The sequence below is a fragment of the Chryseobacterium sp. HR92 genome (assembly GCF_045689405.1).
Taxonomy (GTDB): Bacteria; Bacteroidota; Bacteroidia; order Flavobacteriales; family Weeksellaceae; genus Chryseobacterium; species Chryseobacterium viscerum_A.
On record NZ_CP139139.1, the window covers coordinates 4024009 to 4047791 of the forward strand.

Below are 23783 nucleotides of genomic sequence, written 5' to 3' on the forward strand. Positions count from 1 at the left end.
AACAAAATAAACCATGATGAAACCAAGATTGACCATTTTTGATGAGCCCATGCTTTATACCGAGGGATTATCAAGACTGCTTACACAAAGCAAAATTTTTAGTACCATTGACATTTGCAACTCTTTAGAAACCCTCTCCAAACACTTAAAAGAAGAACCATCGGAAATGCTTGTTATGAGCTCAAACATGCTCATGCTTACGGAAATCTGCAAATTGGTAGAAAGCATTGTTTCTGAACATAAAAACACCAAAATCATTGTCATTGGAAGCTCTTATGACGTGATAGATATGCGGAAGCTCTTCAACAAAGGCATCAAAGGTTATTTGGACAAAAACTGCACCTATGACGAGTTCCTGAAATCCATTAATGTTTTGCTCCTTAATGAAATCTATATCAGCGATCATGCTAAGGAAAAAATGATGAATTTCATCAGCAGTGAACAAGAAAAACAAAATCCTCACATTAAAGAACCTCTCACCCGCCGAGAAATGGAAATCCTAAAACTGATCTGTGATGGGTGCAGCAGCAAAGATATCTCTGAAAAACTTTTTATCAGTATCAATACGGTAGAAACACACCGAAAAAGAATTCTTTTGAAACTCAATGCGAAAAACTCAGTCGGAATTGTAAAATATGCTATTGAGAATCATATTATCGACTGAAGTTCTCCCATGAAAAACTCAAAAATTCCAGACTTTACAGCCTGGAATTTTTTTATGCTTGAATTCACTCTTATGATGTGTATCAGGCGCAACTATTAATAATCCTTATTCATTCTAAGGTTAGAAGTGAGGCATAGAGATCAGAAATTGAACTATGAAAAAGCTTATATAACTTTGACCTTATTGTTTATCTGTAAACAACTCAAATCTCTAATCTCCGGCTCACAACTTGGAACTTTAAAACCCTGAACTTTAAACTTTGAATTTTATTCATAATCCGGCATCTCAGCATTACTGAAAAGTGCAGTTCGGGTAAGATCTGTCAGACTACTGTTAAGATCAATTACCATTACATTTCTTTGCGAAATATTATCATTGGAAGTGTTCATAAAAATGATCTGTGCATTATTAGGTGAGAACCTTGGGTCAAGATCATTGGTTCCCATCACTTTTTCGCTTTCGGCGGAAATATCACTTACGACATCTGTGACCAGATTGTAGATGAAAATATGAGAATCCAGCTGTCGGTAATTTCCACTACCATCCAGGTACCCTGAAACATCCCGGGTAAAGAGAAGAAGTTGTCCGTCTACGGAGAAATTCAATCCACCGCTGGCTCCCGGAGAACCGGATAATACGGTTTTAAGGACAGTTCCCGTCATGTCTATAACATAAACTTTAGTGTTATAACCATTATAATCGTTGGTTTTCAAAGCTATTTTACTACCATCATAGCTCCAGTCACATTCGGATATCATACTTCCGTCTGGAGTGGTATATACCAGACTCAGCCCGCTGCCATCTTTATTAATCCTGTATAATTTATTGAAATTAGAATAAATAAGCTCCTTACCGTTTGTACTCCATGCAAAATCCATTTCATAATTATTAAAACCTGCTACAGCCACAGTGGTTACTTTAAAAGGATTGGAGCCGTCAGGATTGGCAGTATAAATATGAGTACTTCCACCTTCTGTACGAAGGAAAGCAATGAGACCTGCATTATTGTTCTTGCGTGGCCGCCAGCTGTTGTAGGAGGAATTGGTAAACTGGAAATTATTTCCCTGATCATCACTGGAGATGATAACAAAGTTCCCATTCTGTTTTTGTGTATAATGGTACCTGTTGGCCGGCACTGTATTGGTGGTAAATTTACTGATAGAGCTTAAAACTGGCTGGTGAATGCCGTCCGAAACAGACACCTGCCAGAAGTAACTTACACCAAACTTCAGATTTGAAAGCGTATAATGATTAGCTGTCAAATCATTAACCTGAATCACATTAGTGTCAAGATTATTTTTAATTGCCAAACTGTATTTTAAAACATCCGCTGTATCCGGATCTGTTGCGCTCCAGGTTAATTCGACGCTCAAAGGTTGATTTACTGCGTTATCTATCGGACTTAGCAACTGTGGTGTAGCAGGAGGAGAATTCAATGATGTGTCATCATCCATTTCAAAAACTGCTGTTACCACTTGATTTTGATTCTGTATATTGACAGACTGAAAGCTGGTAATATATCCTGAAAGTTCTGCTTTTACAGAATAATTTCCTACCGGCATGGCTGCGATTTCAAAAGAACCGTCTGTACCACTGAAAACCGTTTGTGTTGTAGGATTGGTAAAGATTTTCACATTAGAAAGCGGCACATTACTGCCTCTTTTTACAACTTTTCCTTTTAACATTCCTGTTTGAGCCTGTTCTACAAGGTCTTCATTGCATGAAAACAGACAAAAAGCAAAGATGAATATGCTGAGTATTTTAATTAAAGTTTTCATAATTCGTGTTTTTATTTGTTTCCGAAGTAAAAATTGATTCCTATACCAAAGCGTAAAGCCTGATCTTTCCTTTTCCCATTCACAAGGCCTTCCCAGTTATCTTTGAAGCCCAGATCATATTGAGCCGAAGCTCTCAGTGAAACATTCCGGCTGATCATATATTCCAGCCCTCCTCCGAACTGAGCTTTATATTGAGGTTTATATTTTGAATACATAGCTCCTGCTCCACCATAAATGTATGGGCTGAATCTATATTTGGGAAAAGGCACATATTCCAGGTTCACTTCGGGACCGAAATAGTTTCTTTTCACAATATTTGAATTTTCAAGAGTAAAATAGCTGCCATTCACTTCTACATTCAGGTAGGGAGTAAGGAAATATTTGAATCCTATTTTGCCTCCAACATTCATTTTAGGGCCTACATAATCATCTTTCACTTTCTGTCCTTCAACGTTGGCAAATATGGAAACTTTCTGTCTGTAGTTCTCCGGATATTTGCCACCCACTGCTCTTCCGTTATTTTGCTCCTGCTCTCTGTTATATTCATTGATTAAAGTCTCGTATCCTCCATTGGTATCCACTGCTTTCCCCCATATTTTGTCTCTTATTCCTTCTACGATAAGAGATTTTACAGCTTTTTCAATAGCCTCTGTTACAGCAAGCTGAACGGGCTCATTCTGGGTGAGACCAACCTCAGCTTCAAGAAGCCTTTCTGTATCAATATATCTGAAAAAACTTCCGTTGACGCTGGTGGAAAGGATAGTTTTAGAGGTATAAACTGTTTTAAGAATTTCTCCATTAAGGGTAGAGACAGCACGAAGGTAAATAGTAATTCTGTCCTGACGGTATTGTGTAGAAGCACCAATTCCGAAATACCTTGCTCCAAGCCCTCCGGTGAGAATATTGCTGTCATAGGAGATTACGCCGCCTTCAAGAAGAATTCCGGCATACAAAAGAGGAGGAAGTGCCTGACTGTTCTTATCTGCATCCTTTATATATTCCTGTCGTGTGGAACGGATGATTTGTCTTTCATTGAGAAGATTCGCAATATTTTCCCTTTCAATAGGGATAAACCAATGGCTGTCTTCCAGTGCTTTGATAAGAATGGTGGTGGTTCCCTGAGGGACTGCCGTGCTCCAGTTGTTTCCGTTTTCAGAAGGTTTATACTGGCCGGTCTGGTCCCGGAATTTGTAGACCCCTATTACAATTTTCTCTTTGGGAAGGGGAAGGTTTTTCAATTCTGCGGTAGAGGAAGTAACCTCACCCATTGTTGGTTTTTCGGGATCCGAAGGTAAACCAAATATTGAACTACAAGCCTGCAGAATGCATAGCAGGAAACTACAGAAAAAGATTCTGGTGTAAGTGTAGGTTGTCATGGTAAGTTTATTTTTAGTTATTCCTATTTCGGAATTACGATCTCGGACTGATCGCCATTACTGGTATCCAAAATATTGATTAAAAGTCCCTGATTAGTATTGGTAATCTGTAAATAAAGCGATCCGAAAAGATAATTTCCGGGTTTTATATTTCCGTCACCAAACTGTTCATCAAACAGTTTTCTTGAAAGTTCACTGAGAATCTGTCTGTTGAGACTCTGGGTAAAGCTGTCAAGAGAATTTACACGATCCAGCAAATCGCTGAAATCATTTTTTTCGTCAAATTGGTTTTGTGCATTGGCAGAGCTTAAAAGCCACTGGTAATTAAATGTATCTCCTCCAAAAGCCGGATTGACCGGTTTGTAGACGAGCTGCTGAGATTTTCCGTAGAAAATACCCGCAATAAAGGTCAAAATAATGATAAAAGTTTTCATGGCGGACATTTTTAGTAGATAAATTCATTTTTAATAAGGTTTTTCTTAGCGTTAAATTCTTTGATATATTTTAAGCTGTAGACAAGCTGCTCTTTTAAATAATCTTCTGCAGGATTGGTCATAAAACTGTAAATAATTTTATCCTCAATCTGGATATTGATCTGGCCGCTTGTTCCGCGAAGGGGAAGTTCTGTAATCGTAACGGCACTGCTGCTTTTATCCGGAAGCTGGCTGTATTGCATATAAAACAGATCATAAAAATCTTTTCCAACCTTGGTTTTGGTTTCATCAATCGTAAGTCCTCTCAGTTCATAAGCTGCATCTTCTTCAACCTTTGCTGTTTTCTTTTTAAAAAGATCACTGTTAAGCTCCAGGCTGTCTTTAGCAACCAGCTTTTGTGTTTCCTCATCTCTGATATAAAGAAACGCCTTCAAAGCATCTTTTGATTCAAGATTTACACTGATCTCCGATAATATTTTGACTTCATTGGGATTCACAGAAAATTTACCATTCTGCTGATTGTTTGAAAGGTTCCCGCCGTTTCCTTTTTTAATAGAAACCAAAAGATAATTCAGTTCCTTATAAACAGGGGTATTGTTCATTACAATTGCTGTCAGTATAACCTGATTTTCAAGGAGGCTGCTCTCTATCCTTGCGTTTATTTTTTTATCTTCCTGCCCATAAGTCCATACAGACAGGAAGCTAAAAAATGTGCTCAGGCTAAGGGAATATAAAAGTTTCATCATTTGTGTTTTAATAGTTTCTCATGAAAACTGTTTTATTGTCTCCCTTTACATTGATCTGAATTCCATCCGAAATACTATTGCTTCCCGTGACATCAATAATATTATTGTTTCCTTGTGCAGTAATGGCAGCTTTAGTTTCTTTATCTGTAAATGAATTGATAAAATAAAGCGTATTAAAGTCTCCCAGTTGTTTTACAGCAACATTAGTTCTGGCATTAAGAGAAAGCTCGGCATTGTTATAATCACCCATTTGAATGATATTGGTTCCGTATGAAGTCTGATCAATCTGCTGCCTGGCTATAAGATTAAAGATTGTATTGCTGTTGATCTTATCCCAGTCTATTTCCTGTGCCTGCAATGGCAATATTATGAAAAGAGCAAAAACACTCCATCTTAAAGTAAACATGGCCTCTATGTATTAAAGATACTGATGTAAACCAAAGAAAATTGGAGGTAAAAAAGGAGAAACCCTGTAGTTTCTCCTTTACAATTTCTAAGATTTACAGTATGTGTTATAGGGCTTAATTGGATTGATTCACAATCATTGAGTTTCCGTTACCCACCTGAGCTCCTAAGTGGAAATGACCAGTACCGCTTTGAGCTACCCAGGTAAAGTTACCATTACCCATCTGAAGGTCAATAGCTGTATTGGAATCTCCTATCTGGAATTGATAAAGCTGGTTGGCACTACCTATCTGTAATCCAGCAGATGTATTATCATCTCCTACCTGAACTGAAGCGGCAATATTACCTGATCCCACTTGAGCATGAGTAGCACTGTTATCATTACCATCCTGATACTGAACAAGGACATTGTTAGCTCCTATCTGAAGTCCGCTGGCATCATTTCTTCTTCCCAGCTGAATTTGATAAGCGTCATTACCACTACCTAACTGAATAGCTGAAGCATCATTTCTTCTTCCGTCCTGATATTGAAAAACTGAGTTACCTAATCCTACCTGTACCGAAGAAGCATCATTTCGTCTTCCAATCTGAGTTTGCTCTGTAGAGTTAAGAACTCCAAGCTGCCATGTTGAAGCAGAGTTTCTGTTTCCCATCTGCATTACTTCATTTGAGTTTCCGATACCCACCTGATCTACATCTATAGAGTTTCTGTTTCCGATACTTTGTGCAGTATTAACGTTCAAAATACCTACCTGATCTATGTCTGCAGTATTACGATTCCCTGTCTGTGTCAAAGAGTTGATATTCAAAAGACCAGTCTGATCCACAGTAGCAACATTTAAGTTTCCTGTCTGGGTAGTCACATCAATATTGAATTGTGCGAATCCGAAACTCATGGCGAATAGTGTAAGTACACCTGTAAGTAAATTTTTCATCTTAGTAAAAATTAATTGGTTAATAGTAAGGCAAAGGTAGCCTCTAAGTCAAAATGAAAAACCACCACCAAAGTGTAAATTTCAAAAGTCACTGTTTATAGTTGCAAGGGTCACTATTTGCCGTTGTACGAAAGTCATTGTTTTCAGTTACGGAAAAATACGGGAGTCTTTTTCAGAACTGTAAACAGCTCATTTAGTGGTGAATATTTAATTTTTCCCGGCCACGATTTTCACTCATTTTTCCAAATTCACCATGTGCATTAAAACTTCACAGTTCCGGGTTTTAAATGCTTTACTATTATCATCTATCCACTTTTCACCCGTGAACTAAAATTTACCACAACTCATCTTTTCATATTAATATTACATGGTTAATTAATGTTAAGGCCCTTATTTCTTCAAGATATATTGTTAAATTTGAGGTATGGAAAATTTTGGAAAAGATTTATTACGAAAAATAAAAAGTGTAGAACTTCCCGGTGAGCATGCCCATGGAGTTTTCTCACCTCCCTCCCGCCCTGTTTTTACTTATGATGAAGTATTGGCAAAGAATCCCAAATTTGCAGCTGTCAATATCGTTCTGTATCTGAAAGACAATGAGTGGTATTTTCCATTAATTCAAAGAACAATTAATGAGCACGACAGACACAGCGGGCAGATTTCGCTGCCTGGAGGAAAACGTGAAGAGATGGACAGAGATTTTGCGGAAACCGCAGTTCGGGAAACTTCCGAAGAAATCGGAATAGACAAGCATTATGTAAGGATCATCAGAGAAATGTCTCCTATTTACATTCCACCGAGCAATTTTTATGTATATCCCTATATTTCTTATACTAAAAAGAATCCCGCCTTCGTTCTTCAGCAGACGGAAGCTGTGGAAACCATAGAATTTCCAATCACTTCCTTTCTCAACCTGTCTGATACCCCCGAAATCATGGCACTGCCTAATGCCAACGGATATGAGGTTCCTGTGATCAATTTCAACGGATACATTATCTGGGGTGCCACAGCGATGATATTAAGTGAATTCAGCCAGTTGCTGAAAAAAATGTAACTTTGCAGTACCGTGTTTAATTGAGAAATGGCGAAGAAAAATATTTTCACCGATGCATTCGGAACACCTTATTTTTTGAAAAGGTTTATTATTTTTATTTTAGGAGTTGTATCATACAGAAGATTCAACGGCTTTAATAAGTTAAAAATAACCGGAACAGAACACCTTGTGGATCTTCCGGACTCTAACGTGCTTTTTGTATCCAACCATCAGACTTATTTTGCAGATGTGGCAGCAATGTACCATGCTTTCTGTGCTGTAAATAACGGATATCTGAACACGATAAAAAACCCGATCTACTTATTGAACCCCAAGATCGATTTTTACTATGTAGCAGCTGAAGAAACCATGAACAAAGGTATTCTTCCTAAAATTTTCAAAATTGCGGGTGCTGTAACGGTAAAAAGAACATGGAGAGCTGAAGGGAAAAATGTCAACAGAATGGTAGACATGAGCGAGGTAGACAATATTATGAAAGCATTGGACAATGGCTGGGTAGCGACTTTCCCTCAAGGAACTACTTCCGCTTTTGCACAGGGACGAAGAGGAACTGCCAAATTGGTAAAAAATCAGCGTCCTATTGTAATTCCAATCAAAATAAACGGATTCAGAAGAGCTTTTGATAAAAAAGGACTCCGCGTAAAGGTAACCGGTGTAAAACCTACGATGGAATTCAAGGCTCCTTTGGATATTGATTATGATAATGAAAAAGCACCGGAAATTTTATTGAAAATCATGACTGCCATTGAGCAGACAGAAGATTTCAACCTATTACACAGTTATGATGAAGAACTTAAAGCTAAAAAATTAGAACAAAAGGACTCAAATAATTAAAGTAATGACAAAAATTATGAACAAAATACTTGGAATCTTATTCGCAATCATAGTATTAGTTTCATGCAACAGCCAGAAAGTATATTCGGATTTTGATATCAGCTATTCGAAAAGCGGAGGCTATGCTCCTGTATATGAAAATATGCTTATAAAAGGGAATAATGTACACTACTCTTTTGAAGGGCAGGGTAAAAAATATAAACAGGATTTTAAAATTTCTGATGAAGATTTAAAGAAACTGGATCAGGTTCTTTCTCAGAATAACTTCAGAAGAATACAGGAAGACCGCAAAAAATTGTACGACAATATTTCAACTTCCATCAACGTCAAGAAAGGTCCAAATGAAGGAAGTAAATCAGATGCCAGTCTCATTATTCCGAATTACCGGACCAACTGGAACAACATTCTTGAAGCTTTCCAGCAGATCATTAATACTAATGTTAAAAAACAGTAAATACAATTGAAAACCCACTTCATTGCCATTGGCGGAAGCGCCATGCATAATCTTGCGATTGCATTAAAAGACAAAGGATATCAGGTGACAGGTTCTGATGACGCTATTTTTGAGCCTTCAAAATCCCGATTGGAAAAGAAAGGAATTCTGCCTCAGGAAATGGGCTGGTTCCCGGAAAAGATCACTCCGGATATTGATGCTGTTATTCTTGGGATGCATGCCCATCAGGACAATCCCGAGCTGGCAAGAGCAAAAGAACTGGGTCTGAAAATATATTCTTATCCTGAATTCCTGTACGAACAGTCCAAAAATAAAACCAGAGTTGTCATTGCAGGATCACATGGTAAAACAACCATTACTTCAATGATCCTTCACGTTCTGAATTTCCACCAGAAAGATGTGGATTTCATGGTAGGGGCCCAGCTTGAAGGTTTCGACTGTATGGTAAAACTAACTCAGGATAATGATTTCATGGTTTTGGAAGGTGATGAATATCTTTCTTCTCCTATCGACCTTCGTTCTAAATTTTTACTGTATCAGCCGAATATTGCTTTAATGAGTGGTATTGCATGGGATCATATCAATGTTTTCAAAACATTTGATGATTATATAGATCAGTTCAGAAAGTTTGTGGCAAGTATTACAGCAGGTGGAGTTCTGGTATACAATGAAGAAGATGCTGAAGTAGTAAAAGTAGTGGAAAATGCAGAGAACTATTTCAGAAAGATCCCTTATAAAACTCCTGAATACGAAATCAATAATGGTAAAGTGTATTTAAAAACTGAAATGGGAGATGTTCCGCTTTCTGTTTTTGGAGCACACAACCTGTTGAATATGGAAGGAGCAAGACACATCTGCCGACAGCTTGGCATTATGGATGAAGACTTTTATGAGGCTATTATGAGCTTCAAAGGAGCATCCAAACGTCTTGAAAAAGTAGAAAGAGAAGATAAAGGAACTCTTTATAAAGATTTTGCCCATGCACCAAGCAAGGTGAAGGCAGCTGTAAAAGCATTCACCGAACAGTTTAAAAATGATAAGAAATATGGATTTCTGGAGCTTCATACCTATTCCAGTTTAAATCCTGCTTTTCTTGAGCAGTATGACCATGCAATGGACGGCTTGAATGAAGCTATCGTTTTCTACTCTGAAGATGCTTTGAAAATCAAAAGAATGGAACCTATTTCTCCAGAGTTTATTAAAGAAAAATTCAAGAATGAAAATTTAAAGGTTTTCACGAATGCTGAAGATCTTCATGCCTATTGGAATACATTGGATAAAACAGATGGTGTTTATCTCATGATGAGTTCCGGAAATTTCGGTGGTCTTGATTTAACAAAATAAACAAAAAGCTTCAGAATATCATCTGAAGCTTTTTTATTAAGCATTATTTCTAATTATTCAATCTTTTGTTGTTGGTCAACTCAATACTTTTTATAGATCCTACCGGTGAAATTTTTATTGTTTTGTTTCCTTTTGCCAGATAGATATAATACATGCTATTCGATCCAATCAGATGAACCTGTTCAAACTTATCATCGCCATAATCTATTTTATAATCATATTTAAGTCTGTTCTCCTTTATTCTTTTTGTTAATGTCATGCCTTCCCCCCATCCTATTCCTACGAAGAAAGACAACAACATCATCGCCAGGAATCTTACAAACATATTGGTAAAATGATTCTCAATTGCCTCTTTACTCATATTTTCATGTTCTTTAAGGGAAGCCATTTTTTGTGCCCATTTTTTATTTTTATTGCTTTGTTTTGATAAATAAGATGGAAAAGCAAATGAAAATACGATTATAACAATCAGGGCAATGAGGATTACCGGATGAGCAGTTAAGGTGGCAATCGGGCTTATCAAAATATCCATTATCGTTGAATATTTCAGAATATTAATGCCTATCTGATAGTAGAAGACACTCTCTTTTAGTATTCCCATTACAACAAGAAACAGATAGCCGAACGGGAGTGATCTTTGAATTCCTTCTGAAAATTTCATTTATATTTTCGTTGATTTTAGTTTTTATATTTCACGAAAATAGAAAAATAACAGCAAATTGAAAGTATATTGATCTATCTTTCACATTCTTTGATCAGATTTTTTAAAATTTCTTCTGTGAAAAGTTCACTATACTGATGAATAGACTGTCCAACCCAGATTCCTACAAACTCTGGATTTTGCAAAGATTTTGCTGCTTTACGTAAGGCATTGGTCAGTTTGTTCTGATAAGGATAGGGTAAAATATATTCTGAATTTTCTACGGTTTCTATAAATTGATTTTTCACTCCTCTGGCATATCTTCCGGAAAAACTTTTTGTTAAAACAATCTCTTCTTCTTTTACTTTTTTCAGTTTTTCCTTTTCAAAAGGCTGTAAAGCACTTTCCTGAGAAGCCAATAAAAGATTTCCCACCTGAAAGCCCTGTGCTCCTAAATCCTTAACGGCTTTTAATGTTTTAGCTCCATAGATTCCTCCTGCATAGATCAAAGGAATATTCACATGATCATACACCTGTGACAGCAAAGATAAGCCTCCGATCTGCGGAATATGCTCTGCCTCAAAACTTCCTCTATGACCTCCCGCTTCTATTCCCTGAACACAGATAATATCAATCCCTGATTTCTCAAGTTGCAAAGCTTCATTCACACAAGTACAGGTTCCGATAAGGGTAACTCCGTTATTTTTCAATTTCTGAATACTCTGATCATCCAGATTTCCAAATGTGAAACTCAAGATCTTACAGTTTTCTTCAATGATGGCATCCACCTGCTCATGGTAACCGTTTATGCTGATTGCTTCAAGATCAGGAAGGTTTACGACAATATTATTTTCTCTGGCCAGCTGCTCAAGAAACTGCTTTGCTTTGACAAACTTTTCTTTTAAAGCATCGGTCACTTCAGGAATCTGATGTACAAATATATTGGCTGCAAAAGGTTTATCAGTCAGTTTTTTCGTTTCCCTGATCAATTCAACAGACTGGTCTGCAGAAAGATCTCCCAGCGCTAATGACCCCAAACAATCTGCTTTTGCAGCAGCTGCCACCATATGTACCGTACTTACTCCAAACATCGGAGCCTGAATAACAGGATATTTTATCCCTAGTTTTTTACTGATTGTATCTGGCCAAAACATAAGAATTATTTTTATTAAAATGTACGAAGAAAGCAGCAATGAATATCATTCAGTATTATGATATTGCTCAGAATATGGTTTAAAGTTCAAGATTTAAGGTTGTTGATAAACATCCATTGTACATAATACAAAGCAAGATTTATTTTGCTTTCCTGAGTTCTTTATAATGTAATTTTGATGCTGGATCGAGCTTTTCTGCTGCATAAGAAAATGTAGCGGCGGGCATTGTTTTCACATAAGTAGTGAGAAAATGATGTAATTTTTTTTTGTCTTTTTTTCCAGCTTCTCTTATCCAGCTTCCCACAGCTTTATTCACCAGCTCATTCGGGTCATGAACAAGAATTTCAGCAATGGCAAAAGTATCCTCCGCATCATTTTTTCTGATAAATGCATGAGTGCTTACAATAGCTGTTCTTCTTTCCCATGGACTTTGGGAATAAGCAAGCTTGTATAAGATGTCCCTGGGTTTATCTATGAGATATTCCCCAATAATATTTCTGGCCGCCCTGTCCACAAAATCCCAGTTATTCAGACGATCATGGCGGTTCAGATACAGATTAAAAAGATCTTTTTTCTGATCTTCAGTTGTTTTTTTACTTCTGGCCTGAAAATCCATGATACTCACGGCTCCCATTCTCACTTCATAAAAATCACTGTCAAGAAGTTTATTGACCTCATCCAAAGACATCGCAGAAAACTCTTTAGCAATAGTAAAGACATCTCCGAATTTCACTCCAAAGCTCTTTGTAGTTCCATCATTTCCTTTGAAAAACTTCTCAACTTTATTGAGTTCTTTTTCATTTTTAAATAATGAAAGTGTTTCTATGAATTCTGCTGCAGTCATGAGTATTATTAATTTAAAATCCCACAGGTTTCACAATAACTCAGATTTCTGATCTGTACATTCATGAAAACTGCGGGAGTTACTCTGTATTTCTTAAATTAAATATCCGCTACGGAATTCAACATTTTCTGTTCCCAATCCGGATCTTTAGGATCAAAGAATAATCTTTTCCCTGTATCTAAAGAACGGACAACATTCATTTCATCTTCCGTCAGTTCAAAATCAAATACATTAAAGTTTTCTTCAATTCTCGATGGCGTCACAGATTTTGGAATCACTACAAACCCTTCCTGAAGATGCCATCTCAGAATTACCTGAGCTACGGTTTTACCATATTTTTCAGCAATAGCCTGCAGGTCAGGATTGCTTAAAAGCTGGGCGTTTCCATTTCCAAGCGGACTCCAGGGCTGTGTTATGATATTATTTTCTCTGTCATACACCTGTAATTCTTTTTGCTGGAATACAGGGTGCAGCTCAATTTGGTTGATTACCGGCAGCACTGTTGAATTAGCTTTTAATTCTTCCAGTTTCTCGATCGTAAAATTACATACACCTATAGCTTTGATCTTTCCCTCCTTGTATAATTCTTCCAAAGCTTTCCAGGTTCCTAAAAAATCTCCATAAGGCCAGTGGATAAGGTACATATCAAGATAATCCATCTGCAATCTGTCTAATGTTCTCTGAAAAGCACTTTTAGCTTTTTCATACCCATGATCCTGAACCCATACTTTTGATGTGATAAACAATGCTTCCCTGTCTACTCCGCTATTTATTACCCCAGCACATACTGCAGTTTCATTCTGATAAATAGCAGCAGTATCAATCATTCTATATCCGCTCTGAATAGCTTTTATTACCGCATTCTCACATTCTTTCAGGTCTTCCATCTGCCATACTCCAAAGCCTAAAGCAGGAATATCCACTCCGTTATTTAAGGTTACCACAGGCTGTCCTGTATAGGTTTTCTTTTGCATAAGTCTTTATTTTAATTATTAATATAAAGTGATAAACAAATTTGCAACAAAAATTTGAAAATTCTGCCTACCAATTTTACTGTTTCATTTAAAAAATTGTGATCTAATTCTAGCTTTGCTGGTTGCTAGTTACTTGTTGTTGGTTGTTGGTTGCTGGTTGTTGGTTGTTGGTTGTTGGTTGTTGGTTGCAAATTTATGGCTCAGCTGGCATCCCATCGCTATTTTCTCTATTTTTGTTTAAATTTAAAAATCATGTCACAACACATCAGACTGGCTAATGCGGGAGATTATTCAAGAATTATGGAAATCTGGGAATCAGCAGTAAAAGCAACTCACGATTTTCTTGCTGAGGAGGATTTCAATTTTTTCAAAGAAGTTATCCCAAGAGACTATCTTCCTCATCTGGAAGTTTATTTAATCACTGAGGACAACGAAGCTAAAGGATTTGCCTCCGTTGCAGAAGGTAACCTGGAAATGCTTTTCATTCACAATGATACGCGTGGAAAAGGTTATGGTAAAACACTGTATCAGTTTATGAAAGAGAAAACCGGGCTCACCAAAGTGGACGTCAATGAACAAAATCCACAAGCGATAGGGTTTTACGAAAAAATGGGTTTTAAAAAGATCGGAAGATCGGAAAAAGACGGTTCAGGAAAGGATTATCCACTTATTCATATGAGTCTGTAAATGGAAAATTTTTCGTTCAATCAATTGCATCCTGATTCGGAGATACCTTATCATTTGCTGCTCCTTGCGGATGAAACCCAGGAGGCTATTGATCAATATATTTTCAAATCTGACATCTATCTTTTACAAGATGGCATTGAAAGCATTGCTGTAATGGCGTTATGCAGAATCAGTGATACAGAACTGGAAATTAAAAATGTTGCAGTGATTGAAAGCTACAGAAGCAAAGGCATCGGAACGATCCTGATGAATAAAGCTAAGGAAATTGCCAAAGAAAACCATTATAAAACACTGACTGTTGGAACGTCGGATACCGGCTTCCAACAGATCAGATTTTATGAGAAAAACGGTTTCATCAAAAGTGGAATTCTGAAAGATTTTTTTATTGAAAATTATCCGGTTCCCATCTATGAAAACGGTTTACAAATGCGCGATATGGTTGTATTAACCCATCACCTGACGGAATAAGCCTTTAATATGCTCTATCTCGGTTTGATAATTCGTTTTCTTACGACATCCGAAATACAGTGTATTTTCCAGCTTTTTCTTTCCTTCCCAGATCAGCTTTACTTCACCGCTTTCAATATCATTCTTACATAGGAAATCGGGAACAACAGCTAATCCTGTTCCTCCTTTCAGACATCGGATAATTGAATTCAGGTTGGGTACTATATAATTCGGACGGAAATTCGGTTTATGACCAAAATTCAGGGTCCAGAACTGGAAAAGGTGTTCCATATCTCCGGTGGTTCCGTACCATTTTTCGTTCTTCAGCCACTCTTCAATCTGTTCTGCATCTTTTGTTTTTAAAACTTTACTGAAAGCTGCAGTATCTACATTCTTTCCTCCTACCAGAATGATCTGCTCAGAAGAGAAAGCTTCATGTTCTATATTGGGTGAAGATCCTTTTTTCGGGGTGATAATAAGATCCAGAATTCCTTTATCCAGTTGATCCAGCATTTCCGGATATTCTCCAAAACTGATAATCAGATTAAAAGGCAATGAAGAAACATATTGTTCCAAAGTCGTCTGAAAAGTTTCAAAACACATTCCAACACTAATGGTAGGCGTATGTTTTTCAGTAGATTTCTGGAAGTTTTTTTCTACATCTTCCAGTTTGGCAATAGGTTCAGCAACGGCATTAAATAATACTTTCCCACGTTCTGTCGGAATCATTTTTCTACCGGTCCTGTCAAATAATTTGTATCCTACATAAGCTTCCAATGAGCTCAAATGTAGGCTCACTCCCGGCTGTGATATGAATAAAGCATCCGCAGCTCCCGTCAATGTTCCGGTTTTATATATCGCCTTAAAAGTACGATACCATTCTAAATTGACCATGATTTAATTATTAATATTCTGATACAAAGTTACAAAATAATTATAATATTAATACATTTTCATTCTTTAGAAATAATGCATAATAATCCGGAATCCCGCTTTCCTTTATCTGACGGGCAGTTTCCTCAATCGGATAGGGTAATTGTACAATTTCAGGTGTTATTTTTTCTTCATCTAAAGTCAATATGACATAAGAAGCCAGTCTGTTTTCTTCTTTAGAACGGCCCACGGAGCCACAATTAATGGCCCATGTCTTATTTTCAAACTGCTTTTTAAAAGATAAATGAGTATGTCCCATCACAATAACGTCAGATTGAGAGTCTTTCAGCATATTAGTAAAAATATCATCCTTTTCTGATTCATACAAATAGGTATCATTACTCGATAAACTGGAATGAACCAACTGAATATTCCAGTGCTTCTTTCCAACTTTATAGTTTAATTTTAAATGAAAAGGCAGCTCTGATAAAAACTTTTTGTTCTCTTCTGTAATATGTCTTTTAGAATGATCAATCGCTATGAATCTGGCATTGGTTTCTTCTTCCGAATGTTTGGACAAAGGAACAACAGGAATATCAAAAGCAATTCTTTCATCATGATTTCCCATCAGACAAAGAATGTTCAGGCTTCTTATTTTTTCTATCACTTCATTTCCCCAGGGTGCAAAATCCACCAGATCTCCCAAACAGAACTTCTGCCTGATTCCTCTCTGTTCTATATCTTTCAACACTACTTCCAATGCAGGAAGATTTCCATGCACATCACTAAAAACAGCTACCTGTATCATTGTCCTTCAATTTGTTAAACAAATTTACATGACGGAAAGGAATTTCAGTCCGGATATGATATGACATTTTACCATGAAAGGGAAATAGTCAATAGTCAATTTTTGCTGCGCAAAGTCAATAGTGAATGATTAACTGCTGATTAGAAATACCTGTTATATATAAACAAATCGGCTGCACTCAATCCCGAACAACGCACCCCAAACCTGTAAAAAATTCACAAGCGAAGCGAATTGACTTTTCACCATTCACAATCAACAAACCTCGGATTACGCACCCCGAACCGTGTAAAAAATTCAAAAGCAAAGCAGATTGCCCGCTCACTCTCAACCTTAAACTTTCAACCAAAACATTGAATCAGATAAACTATAATTTAAATAATACTTCCCTATAATTTATATTATTTTTATTATACAAACATCCATCCTAACTTTGCAGAGTAAAATTTAAACAATCATAAAAAAATGAAAAAAGTACTAATCATCAACGGAGGACAGAATTTCGGACATTCCGGAGGAAAATATAATCAGACTATTGCAGAAAATACATTAGAAGCTCTTAAAGAATTTGATAATGTAGAAGTAAAGATAACCAATGTAAGTGAAAACTACGACAAAAATGAAGAAGTGCAAAAATTTGTATGGGCAGATTACATCATTTACCATACTCCTATCTGGTGGTTCCAGCTTCCGAACGGATTGAAAAAATATATTGATGAAGTTTTCACAGCAGGCCATGCCAAAGGAATTTATATGAGTGACGGAAGAAAAGCTGAGAATCCGGAAATCAACTATGGAACAGGAGGAATGCTTGGCGGAAGAAAATATATGCTGACCACAAGCTGGAACGCTCCTGCAACTGCTTTCACACTTCCCGGAGAATTTTTCAGTGAAAGAAGTGTAGATGATGGACCGTTATTTGGTTTCCATAGAATGAATGCCTTTGTCTCATTAGAGAAAATGGAAAGTTTCCACTTCCATGATGTGGAGAAAAATGCCAATATAGAGCGTGATATGAAGCTTTACAGAGAACATGTAAGAAACGTATTTGAAAAAGAATTAAAACAAGAATTAGTATCATGAAAAAAATACTGATAACAGGTATTACCGGCTATATTGGCGGAACTATCGCAAAAAAACTGCTTGACAGAAATTATGAAGTGACAGGATTAGTTCGTAATGAAGCTCATGTACAGGAACTGGAATCATTGGGAATCAAAACCATTATCGGGAATATTCACAATGAAGATTTAATAAAAACAGCCGTTAACAGTGTTGATGCGGTAATCCATAATGCTGATTCTGCAGATGATGCCTATGCTGTGGATAATTTTATCAAAGCAATGGAAGGAAGCCATAAAACATTCATATTTACTTCAGGATCTGCTATTTTCGGGGGTAAAGAAAATGGTAAAAGAAGTGATTTTGTTTATACGGAAGATTTTCCTTTGACTCCAAGACTGGAAATGGCATCAAGAGTGCTTATTAACAATTATGTTCTTCAATCTGTTCAAAAAGATATAAGAAGTATCATTATTGTTCCTACCATGGTTTACGGAGAAGGTCTGGGGATAAAAAAAGACAGCATCCAGATTCCGGCTTTGGTTAATTTTTCTCAGAAAAAAGGGGCCGGTATTTATTTTGGGGAAGGTGAAAACATCTGGTCCAACTTACATATTGAAGATTTGGCAGATCTGTATGTACTGGCCCTGGAAAAGGCTAAAGGAGGTTCCATCTATTATGCAGAAAATGGTTCTTCCTCTTTAAAAAACATCGCAGAAGTTATCAGTAAAAAATATAATCTGAAACCAGCACAATCTTTAAGTATACAGGATGCTGTTGACAATTTCGGACCTGCAGGCGGCTACTTTGGTTTTGCATCCAACAGCAGATGTAATGCAGACAAAGCAAGAACAGAACTGGAATGGAAACCTATCTATAACTCAATTGAAAATTTTATTTAATATGAAAATTCATCTTACAGCAATTATAAAAGCCAAAGAAGAGCATCAGGCAGAAGTATTGGAAGTTCTTCAGAATATGGTAAAAGAAACAAGAAAGGAAGAAGCTTGCGAGCTTTACAATCTTCACCAGGGAATTGAAGACAAAAATCAGTTCGTTTTCTACGAAATCTGGAAAAGTGATGAAGGGCTGGCTCAGCACAATCAACAACCTTACATTCAGGCTTTCGGAGCTTTGGTGGATGAAAAACTTCAGGAAAAACCACAGATTTATACCACCAATATCATTTAATATGAAAAAATTAGCGTTTTTAATGCTGGCGATCCTTACGATAGGATTCGCTCAGGCACAAACCAAAAAATCAAAAAATATGAAAAAGAAAATATTATTCGTGGTAACCAGCCATGATAAAAAAGGAAGTACCGGTGAAGATACAGGATATTATTTGGGGGAAGTTTCCCATCCATGGGAAGTTCTTCACAAAGCAGGATATGAAATTGACTTCGTAAGTCCGAAAGGCGGAACTCCTCCTGTAGACGGCTTCGATTTGACAGATCCTGTAAACAAAGAGTTCTGGGAAAACCAGGAGTACAAAAACAAGATTGATCATTCTATGACCCCATCACAGGTGAACCCGAAAGAGTATTCAACGATCTTTTATGCGGGAGGACACGGAGCCATGTGGGATTTTGCAGACAATAAGGAACTGGCAGATATTGCTTCTAAAATTTATGAAAACGGAGGTATTGTATCGGCTGTATGTCATGGTCCTGCAGGTTTGGTGAATATCAAACTCAATAATGGGAAATATCTTGTAGACGGAAAGAAAATCAATGCTTTCACCAATGAAGAGGAATCTGAAGTAAAATTAACAGACGTTGTTCCTTTCTTGCTGGAAAATAAGCTGAAAGAAAGAGGAGCAAAATTTGAAAAATCAGGACTTTGGCAGAATCATGTGGTAACTGATCAGAGAGTGATCACAGGACAGAATCCACAATCTGCAAAAAGCGTTGGAGAAGCTATAGTAAAAGAATTAAATAAATAACAGACAATTTTTAACCACAAAAGTCACAAAAGTTTTTTAGACACTAGTAAAAAGTTGAATGCAAAAGAGCATTTAAGTTCTTAAAAGTGTCACTATTGAAACAGCGAGAATTCCCCTCCCCTGGAGGGGTGGCAAAAATTCTTTGAATTTTTGACGGGGTGGTTAATAAAAAAATAATTAAGTATAAAACAAAATGGAATACAGAAAATTAGGAAACACTGACTTAGAATTATCAACAATCACCCATGGGGCTTTTGCTATCGGCGGAAACATGTGGGGCGGTAATGAAAAACAGGATTCTATCAACTCCATTCATGCATCATTGGATCACGGAGTAACTTCTATCGACACAGCACCATTCTATGGTTTCGGATTGAGTGAAGAAATGATCGGTGAAGCCATCAAAGGAAAAGACCGTTCAAAAATCCAGCTTTTAACAAAATTCGGACTGGTATGGGACGGAAGCAACAATGGAAAAGGCGAATTTTTCTTTGATGCAGAAGACGAAGGAAAAACTCTTCCTGTTTATAAATTAGCTTCCAAAGAAAACATCATCAAAGAAGTTGAAGAAAGCTTACAAAGATTAGGGACAGATTATATAGACCTTTTACAACTTCACTGGCCGGACAGCACTACTCCTATCTGTGAAACTATGGAAGCTATGGAATTATTAATTCAGCAGGGGAAAATCCGTGCTGCAGGGGTAAGTAACTATAGTGTAGCTCAAATGGAAGAAGCTAACAGAACTTTAAAGCTTGCCAGCAACCAGGTTTCTTACAGTATGCTGAACCGTGCTATTGAAAAAGATCTTGTTCCTTATTCTTTGGAAAACAATTCAGGAATTATCGTATACAGCCCAATGGAAAGAGGTCTTTTAACAGGTAAATATTTTAAAGAAACCCAATTAAAAGATAATGACCACAGAAATGGATATTTCTCACAGTTTGATTTGAATAAAGTGAAAACTTTTTTAGAAAAAATTGAACCTATTGCTCAGGAAAAAGGAGCAAGTCTTTCTCAACTGGTATTAAGATGGACTACTCTGCAACCCGCAATTACAGTAGTATTAGCCGGAGCAAGAAATGCACAGCAAGCCATCGAAAATGCAAAAGCAATATCTATTGACCTTTCTCAGGAAGAATTGAACTTCATCAATTCAGCATTGAGCGAAATTTAATATAAAGGCTGGAAGATGGAGGTACGAAGATGGAAGTTCTATTAGTGTATTGATAATTAGCAGGCTTCTATTGTACTATTCTGGATATAACAAAGAGATTCCTCCTTCATCGGAATGACAATTGAAGTTGAATTCTACATCAATCACAATCAATACAATTCCATCTGTTATCCGACTTTAATAACGTCCCTCTCCCATCTTCCAGCATCCCTCCCTTAACCCCAAACCTCATAAAAATGAAAAATAATCTGATCAAAATGTTCGGGTTAGCTACTCTGCTGACGATAAACAGCATGAGTTTAAAAGCTCAGACACTTGTCAATCCGGAAGATCAATCTTGGTATCCTTCTGCTTACGGAGCACAGGACGAAATAGGAGCCGCCAATTTATTGACTCCTGAAGTTGTAAAACAGGCTCTGGGACTCGTGAAACAGGGTAAAACGTTAGCACTTGCCGTTCCTATTGACAAAAACCTTCCGGCTTTCAGACACAGAAGTTTCAATTTATATAATATTCAGCCTGGAGAACAGGGCGGAAAAAGTATAGGTCCCAATAAATTTACATTCAATGATGAACTTGTAAACGGATGGACCGGAGTAGGAACACAGTTGAACGGTATCGGACACATCGGTATTGATAACACCTACTACAACGGAAACAAAGCTGCAGATTTTGTAACCGTAGAAGGCGTGAAAAAACTGGGCGTTGAAAAAGTACCTCCTTTTGTTACTCGTGGTTTAGTCCTTGATATGACGGCCCATTATGGAAAATCAATAGTACCCGGAGGAACAGAATTTACCGTAGAAGATATCAAATCTGTTTTAAAGAAACAGGGACTTACCCTGAAAAAAGGTGATATTATTCTTTTCAATACCGGATGGCTTGAATTGATCGGTAAAAACAATCAACAATTCTTAGAAACAGAACCGGGAATCGGAATGGATGCTGCAAAATGGCTTGCCGATCAGGGAATCGTAGCTTTTGGTGGTGACACATGGGCTTCTGAAGTATATCCTAACCCGAAAAGTAAAGAAGAATTTCCTATCAACCAGTTTATGCTGGCTAAAAAAGGAATTTATAACCTGGAACTTATTGACAGCCGCCCATTGGTGAAACAAAAAATCTGGGAATTCTTATTCGTACTGGGACAGCCTTTATATGTAGGTTCTACTCAGGTGAATGTGAATCCTGTCGCTATTTATTAAATTAGGGATTGGATTACAGATTTACACTAAATTTTAAAATCATCACTTTATTTTATTAATTATTACAATTAACTATTGAAAAGATATTGCTTATCATAGAGATAATAGTAAAGATGATGATAGGGATGATACTAAATAGAGAGCTTATTGATAGTACTTAGGATAAAGCAGTGGAAGATACTATAGATGATCAATAGATAATAACAATAGACAAAGATAGACAGCAACTACTGATTTAGTTGTTGTTGTTGTTGCAAGACAACAAAAGAGTTTGTAACTTTGCAAAAGAAAATGACCCAATAAGCCTTGTAACTTATCGGGTCAGTAATGAATATATTCACTCCAATGAATAGTTCATTCAAGTAAAATAACTACTGAGCGTAGCTATGTATATTACTTTTTAGTAAATGTTTTATACACTTCAAGAAGTAAGTATAAAATTGCTATTATATCTGATATTCCCATGATGGTAGTATTAGTTGTTAATAAGTAATAAAAAATCAAACATGCTTTGATTAAAACCAAAGCTGATACTCTACGTGAATAGAGTATTAAAATGCCAAAAGTACGCAAGCACGTACTGTTTTTAAACAAAAATTCATCCTGCTGGAAATAATATTTTCCAAGATGGATGTATAATTGAGGAGTCTATAAAAGCTTTAGAGCTTACTGGTTTAAAATTTGATAATTAATTCATATTTTATCTGGTTTTTTAAAATTAAACATTATTTTTCCTTCCGATAACATTCGGTTAGGGAAATTCTTTATTTGGCGAAGGTACAAAAATTATTCCAAACTATGTAAAAATGAAACTTTAATTTTTTTCACATTTCTTTGATTTTTTTAATTGTATTACAGCAACTATACAAAAAAGTGAATAGTAAAATGATTTATTTTTCCTTATAGTACTAAAATAAATCCAAATACAGGGTAAAATAAAAACATAAAGACAGCAAAGTGCTGTCTTTTTTAATACATAAAAGGTGTAACATTGTATCTTAGTTCCTTAAATTAAATGTTTACAGCATGAGGCTATTTAAACTTTTATATTCATTATTTTAACCACAAAAGGTACAAAAGTTTTAAACACTTAAGTTTTTTCAGAACCAGGCCTTATGCGTAATAAGTACACCTAAGTTTTGTGAAAATCTTTGATTTTCATCTTGTGTAAACTTTTCTGCAGTATCATTTTAAACTTACTTAAGTAAACTCAAGTGTTTTAAAATGAAACCTTTTGTGACTTTTGTGATTTGGTAAAATTCAAACAAATTTTATATCCGAGAAACAAAGAGACAATGTAATTCCGGTTTAAAAAAATAAAATTAACCTTAGAATTTATTTTTAGAATTAATACCCAAACTGTGTTACACTGCCACTTTGCATCTTGCATTAAAACGGCCTTTCAAAATTTGAAAGGCCGTTTTAAATAAAGTAAACATCCGTAAAATAATGCAGTTTCAATCAACCTCCATCTTCCAGCACCCTGCTTCCTTACTTCACTATTTTGCAATCGGAAGATGAGTACTTACTGCAATTCTGTTCCAGGCATTGATGGTAATGATCGCCATGATGATCTGAGCGATCTGGTTATCATCAAAGAAAGACTTCGCTTTCTGATACGTTTCTTCTGTTAAACCTTTATCGCTGATCAGTGTAATTTCTTCTGTCATTGCCAATAGCGCCTGCTCTTCTTCAGTGAAAAATTCTTTTGCTTCCGTCCATCCGTTAAGAATAAAGATTCTTTGAGGATTTTCTCCGTATTTGATTGCATCTTTTGTATGCATATCAAGGCAGAAAGCACATTTATTGATCTGTGAAGCTCTGATCTTAATCAGCTCCTTCTGAATGTGTGTTAAAGAAATAGTTTGTAAATACCCTTCCAATCCCAGCATTGCTTTATATGCTGCTGAATCTACTGTTGCAATATTTATTCTTGCGCTCATAAT

The 23783-nt window shown here is 36.4% G+C and carries 26 protein-coding genes; 13 read left to right on the forward strand and 13 right to left on the reverse strand.

Going from position 1 to position 23783, the window contains the following annotated elements:
- Window positions 1-13: 13 nt before the first annotated feature.
- Entirely contained in the window at window positions 14-664 is a 651-nt protein-coding gene (locus tag SFA27_RS18090) for a response regulator transcription factor (protein WP_264519015.1), read from the forward strand.
- Between the two features lie 266 nt (window positions 665-930).
- Here SFA27_RS18090 and SFA27_RS18095 read toward each other — a convergent pair whose 3' ends face one another.
- The 6 genes from SFA27_RS18095 to SFA27_RS18120 form a co-directional block, all read right to left on the reverse strand.
- On the reverse strand, window positions 931-2442 hold the full coding sequence (locus SFA27_RS18095; protein WP_264519016.1) for a carboxypeptidase-like regulatory domain-containing protein: 1512 nt from the start codon (window positions 2440-2442) through the stop codon (window positions 931-933).
- A gap of 11 nt (window positions 2443-2453) precedes the next feature.
- Window positions 2454-3818, reverse strand: coding sequence for a CsgG/HfaB family protein (locus SFA27_RS18100; RefSeq protein ID WP_407294059.1), 1365 nt, complete (start codon window positions 3816-3818; stop codon window positions 2454-2456).
- A 23-nt stretch (window positions 3819-3841) separates the two neighbouring features.
- Window positions 3842-4252: a curli production assembly/transport component CsgF gene (locus SFA27_RS18105; protein ID WP_077414270.1), complete on the reverse strand. Its 411-nt coding sequence runs from the start codon at window positions 4250-4252 to the stop codon at window positions 3842-3844.
- An 11-nt stretch (window positions 4253-4263) separates the two neighbouring features.
- Window positions 4264-4998 carry a CsgE family curli-type amyloid fiber assembly protein gene (locus tag SFA27_RS18110; protein ID WP_407294061.1) on the reverse strand — a complete coding sequence of 245 codons (735 nt, stop codon included), beginning with the start codon at window positions 4996-4998 and terminating at the stop codon, window positions 4264-4266.
- 7 nt (window positions 4999-5005) lie between these two features.
- Window positions 5006-5404, reverse strand: coding sequence for a hypothetical protein (locus SFA27_RS18115; protein WP_047373751.1), 399 nt, complete (start codon window positions 5402-5404; stop codon window positions 5006-5008).
- A gap of 115 nt (window positions 5405-5519) precedes the next feature.
- Entirely contained in the window at window positions 5520-6338 is an 819-nt protein-coding gene (locus tag SFA27_RS18120; RefSeq protein WP_047373749.1) for an RIP homotypic interaction motif-containing protein, read from the reverse strand.
- 424 nt (window positions 6339-6762) lie between these two features.
- On the opposite strand from SFA27_RS18120, the gene SFA27_RS18125 reads away from it, so the two are divergent.
- From SFA27_RS18125 to murC, 4 genes are read left to right on the forward strand one after another with little or no spacing between them, the layout of a single operon-like run.
- Complete coding sequence (locus tag SFA27_RS18125; protein ID WP_047373747.1) at window positions 6763-7392, forward strand: CoA pyrophosphatase; 630 nt, start codon at window positions 6763-6765, stop codon at window positions 7390-7392.
- A gap of 27 nt (window positions 7393-7419) precedes the next feature.
- On the forward strand, window positions 7420-8226 hold the full coding sequence (locus SFA27_RS18130; protein WP_047373745.1) for a 1-acyl-sn-glycerol-3-phosphate acyltransferase: 807 nt from the start codon (window positions 7420-7422) through the stop codon (window positions 8224-8226).
- 16 nt (window positions 8227-8242) lie between these two features.
- Window positions 8243-8680 (forward strand): hypothetical protein, encoded by a 438-nt coding sequence (locus tag SFA27_RS18135; RefSeq protein ID WP_407294065.1) that lies wholly within the window; start codon window positions 8243-8245, stop codon window positions 8678-8680.
- A gap of 6 nt (window positions 8681-8686) precedes the next feature.
- Window positions 8687-10024, forward strand: coding sequence for a UDP-N-acetylmuramate--L-alanine ligase (gene murC / locus SFA27_RS18140; protein WP_047373744.1), 1338 nt, complete (start codon window positions 8687-8689; stop codon window positions 10022-10024).
- Window positions 10025-10073: 49 nt separating this feature from the next.
- On the opposite strand, the gene SFA27_RS18145 is transcribed toward murC, so the two are convergent.
- The 4 genes from SFA27_RS18145 to SFA27_RS18160 all read right to left on the reverse strand — a co-directional run bounded on the left by SFA27_RS18145 (window position 10074) and on the right by SFA27_RS18160 (window position 13636).
- Entirely contained in the window at window positions 10074-10685 is a 612-nt protein-coding gene (locus SFA27_RS18145) for a hypothetical protein (protein WP_407294068.1), read from the reverse strand.
- Window positions 10686-10759: 74 nt separating this feature from the next.
- The gene (locus SFA27_RS18150) at window positions 10760-11818 is read right to left on the reverse strand and encodes an NAD(P)H-dependent flavin oxidoreductase (RefSeq protein WP_407294070.1); all 1059 of its coding nucleotides are present in this window, start codon (window positions 11816-11818) and stop codon (window positions 10760-10762) included.
- Between the two features lie 139 nt (window positions 11819-11957).
- Window positions 11958-12662: a DNA alkylation repair protein gene (locus tag SFA27_RS18155; RefSeq protein WP_407294072.1), complete on the reverse strand. Its 705-nt coding sequence runs from the start codon at window positions 12660-12662 to the stop codon at window positions 11958-11960.
- Between the two features lie 98 nt (window positions 12663-12760).
- Window positions 12761-13636, reverse strand: coding sequence for an aldo/keto reductase (locus tag SFA27_RS18160; RefSeq protein ID WP_407294075.1), 876 nt, complete (start codon window positions 13634-13636; stop codon window positions 12761-12763).
- A gap of 252 nt (window positions 13637-13888) precedes the next feature.
- Between SFA27_RS18160 and SFA27_RS18165 the strand changes: the two genes are divergently transcribed.
- The gene (locus SFA27_RS18165) at window positions 13889-14323 is read left to right on the forward strand and encodes a GNAT family N-acetyltransferase (RefSeq protein ID WP_407294077.1); all 435 of its coding nucleotides are present in this window, start codon (window positions 13889-13891) and stop codon (window positions 14321-14323) included.
- The gene (locus SFA27_RS18170) at window positions 14324-14791 is read left to right on the forward strand and encodes a GNAT family N-acetyltransferase (protein ID WP_407294080.1); all 468 of its coding nucleotides are present in this window, start codon (window positions 14324-14326) and stop codon (window positions 14789-14791) included.
- Here the strand turns inward: SFA27_RS18170 and SFA27_RS18175 are convergent.
- Window positions 14768-15664: a LysR family transcriptional regulator gene (locus SFA27_RS18175; RefSeq protein WP_047373731.1), complete on the reverse strand. Its 897-nt coding sequence runs from the start codon at window positions 15662-15664 to the stop codon at window positions 14768-14770. The two genes, SFA27_RS18170 and SFA27_RS18175, sit on opposite strands and share 24 nt — an antisense overlap.
- Before the next feature lie 40 nt (window positions 15665-15704).
- Window positions 15705-16451, reverse strand: a complete 747-nt coding sequence (locus tag SFA27_RS18180; protein ID WP_407294082.1) for a metallophosphoesterase family protein — start codon at window positions 16449-16451, stop codon at window positions 15705-15707.
- A 462-nt stretch (window positions 16452-16913) separates the two neighbouring features.
- On the opposite strand from SFA27_RS18180, the gene SFA27_RS18185 reads away from it, so the two are divergent.
- From SFA27_RS18185 to SFA27_RS18210, 6 genes are all read left to right on the forward strand, one after another.
- A complete protein-coding gene (locus SFA27_RS18185) occupies window positions 16914-17531 on the forward strand; it encodes an NAD(P)H-dependent oxidoreductase (protein ID WP_407294084.1) in 618 nt (205 codons plus the stop codon).
- On the forward strand, window positions 17528-18412 hold the full coding sequence (locus tag SFA27_RS18190) for an NAD-dependent epimerase/dehydratase family protein (protein WP_407294087.1): 885 nt from the start codon (window positions 17528-17530) through the stop codon (window positions 18410-18412). Before SFA27_RS18185 ends, SFA27_RS18190 begins: the two co-directional genes overlap by 4 nt.
- Window position 18413: 1 nt before the next feature.
- Entirely contained in the window at window positions 18414-18701 is a 288-nt protein-coding gene (locus SFA27_RS18195; protein ID WP_407294089.1) for a putative quinol monooxygenase, read from the forward strand.
- A 1-nt stretch (window position 18702) separates the two neighbouring features.
- The gene (locus SFA27_RS18200; RefSeq protein ID WP_264519028.1) at window positions 18703-19455 is read left to right on the forward strand and encodes a type 1 glutamine amidotransferase domain-containing protein; all 753 of its coding nucleotides are present in this window, start codon (window positions 18703-18705) and stop codon (window positions 19453-19455) included.
- A gap of 193 nt (window positions 19456-19648) precedes the next feature.
- On the forward strand, window positions 19649-20632 hold the full coding sequence (locus tag SFA27_RS18205; protein ID WP_407294091.1) for an aldo/keto reductase: 984 nt from the start codon (window positions 19649-19651) through the stop codon (window positions 20630-20632).
- 236 nt (window positions 20633-20868) lie between these two features.
- Window positions 20869-21837, forward strand: coding sequence for a cyclase family protein (locus tag SFA27_RS18210; protein WP_407294093.1), 969 nt, complete (start codon window positions 20869-20871; stop codon window positions 21835-21837).
- A 1499-nt stretch (window positions 21838-23336) separates the two neighbouring features.
- On the opposite strand, the gene SFA27_RS18215 is transcribed toward SFA27_RS18210, so the two are convergent.
- Window positions 23337-23780: a carboxymuconolactone decarboxylase family protein gene (locus SFA27_RS18215; RefSeq protein WP_047373720.1), complete on the reverse strand. Its 444-nt coding sequence runs from the start codon at window positions 23778-23780 to the stop codon at window positions 23337-23339.
- Between the last annotated feature and the right edge of the window lie 3 nt (window positions 23781-23783).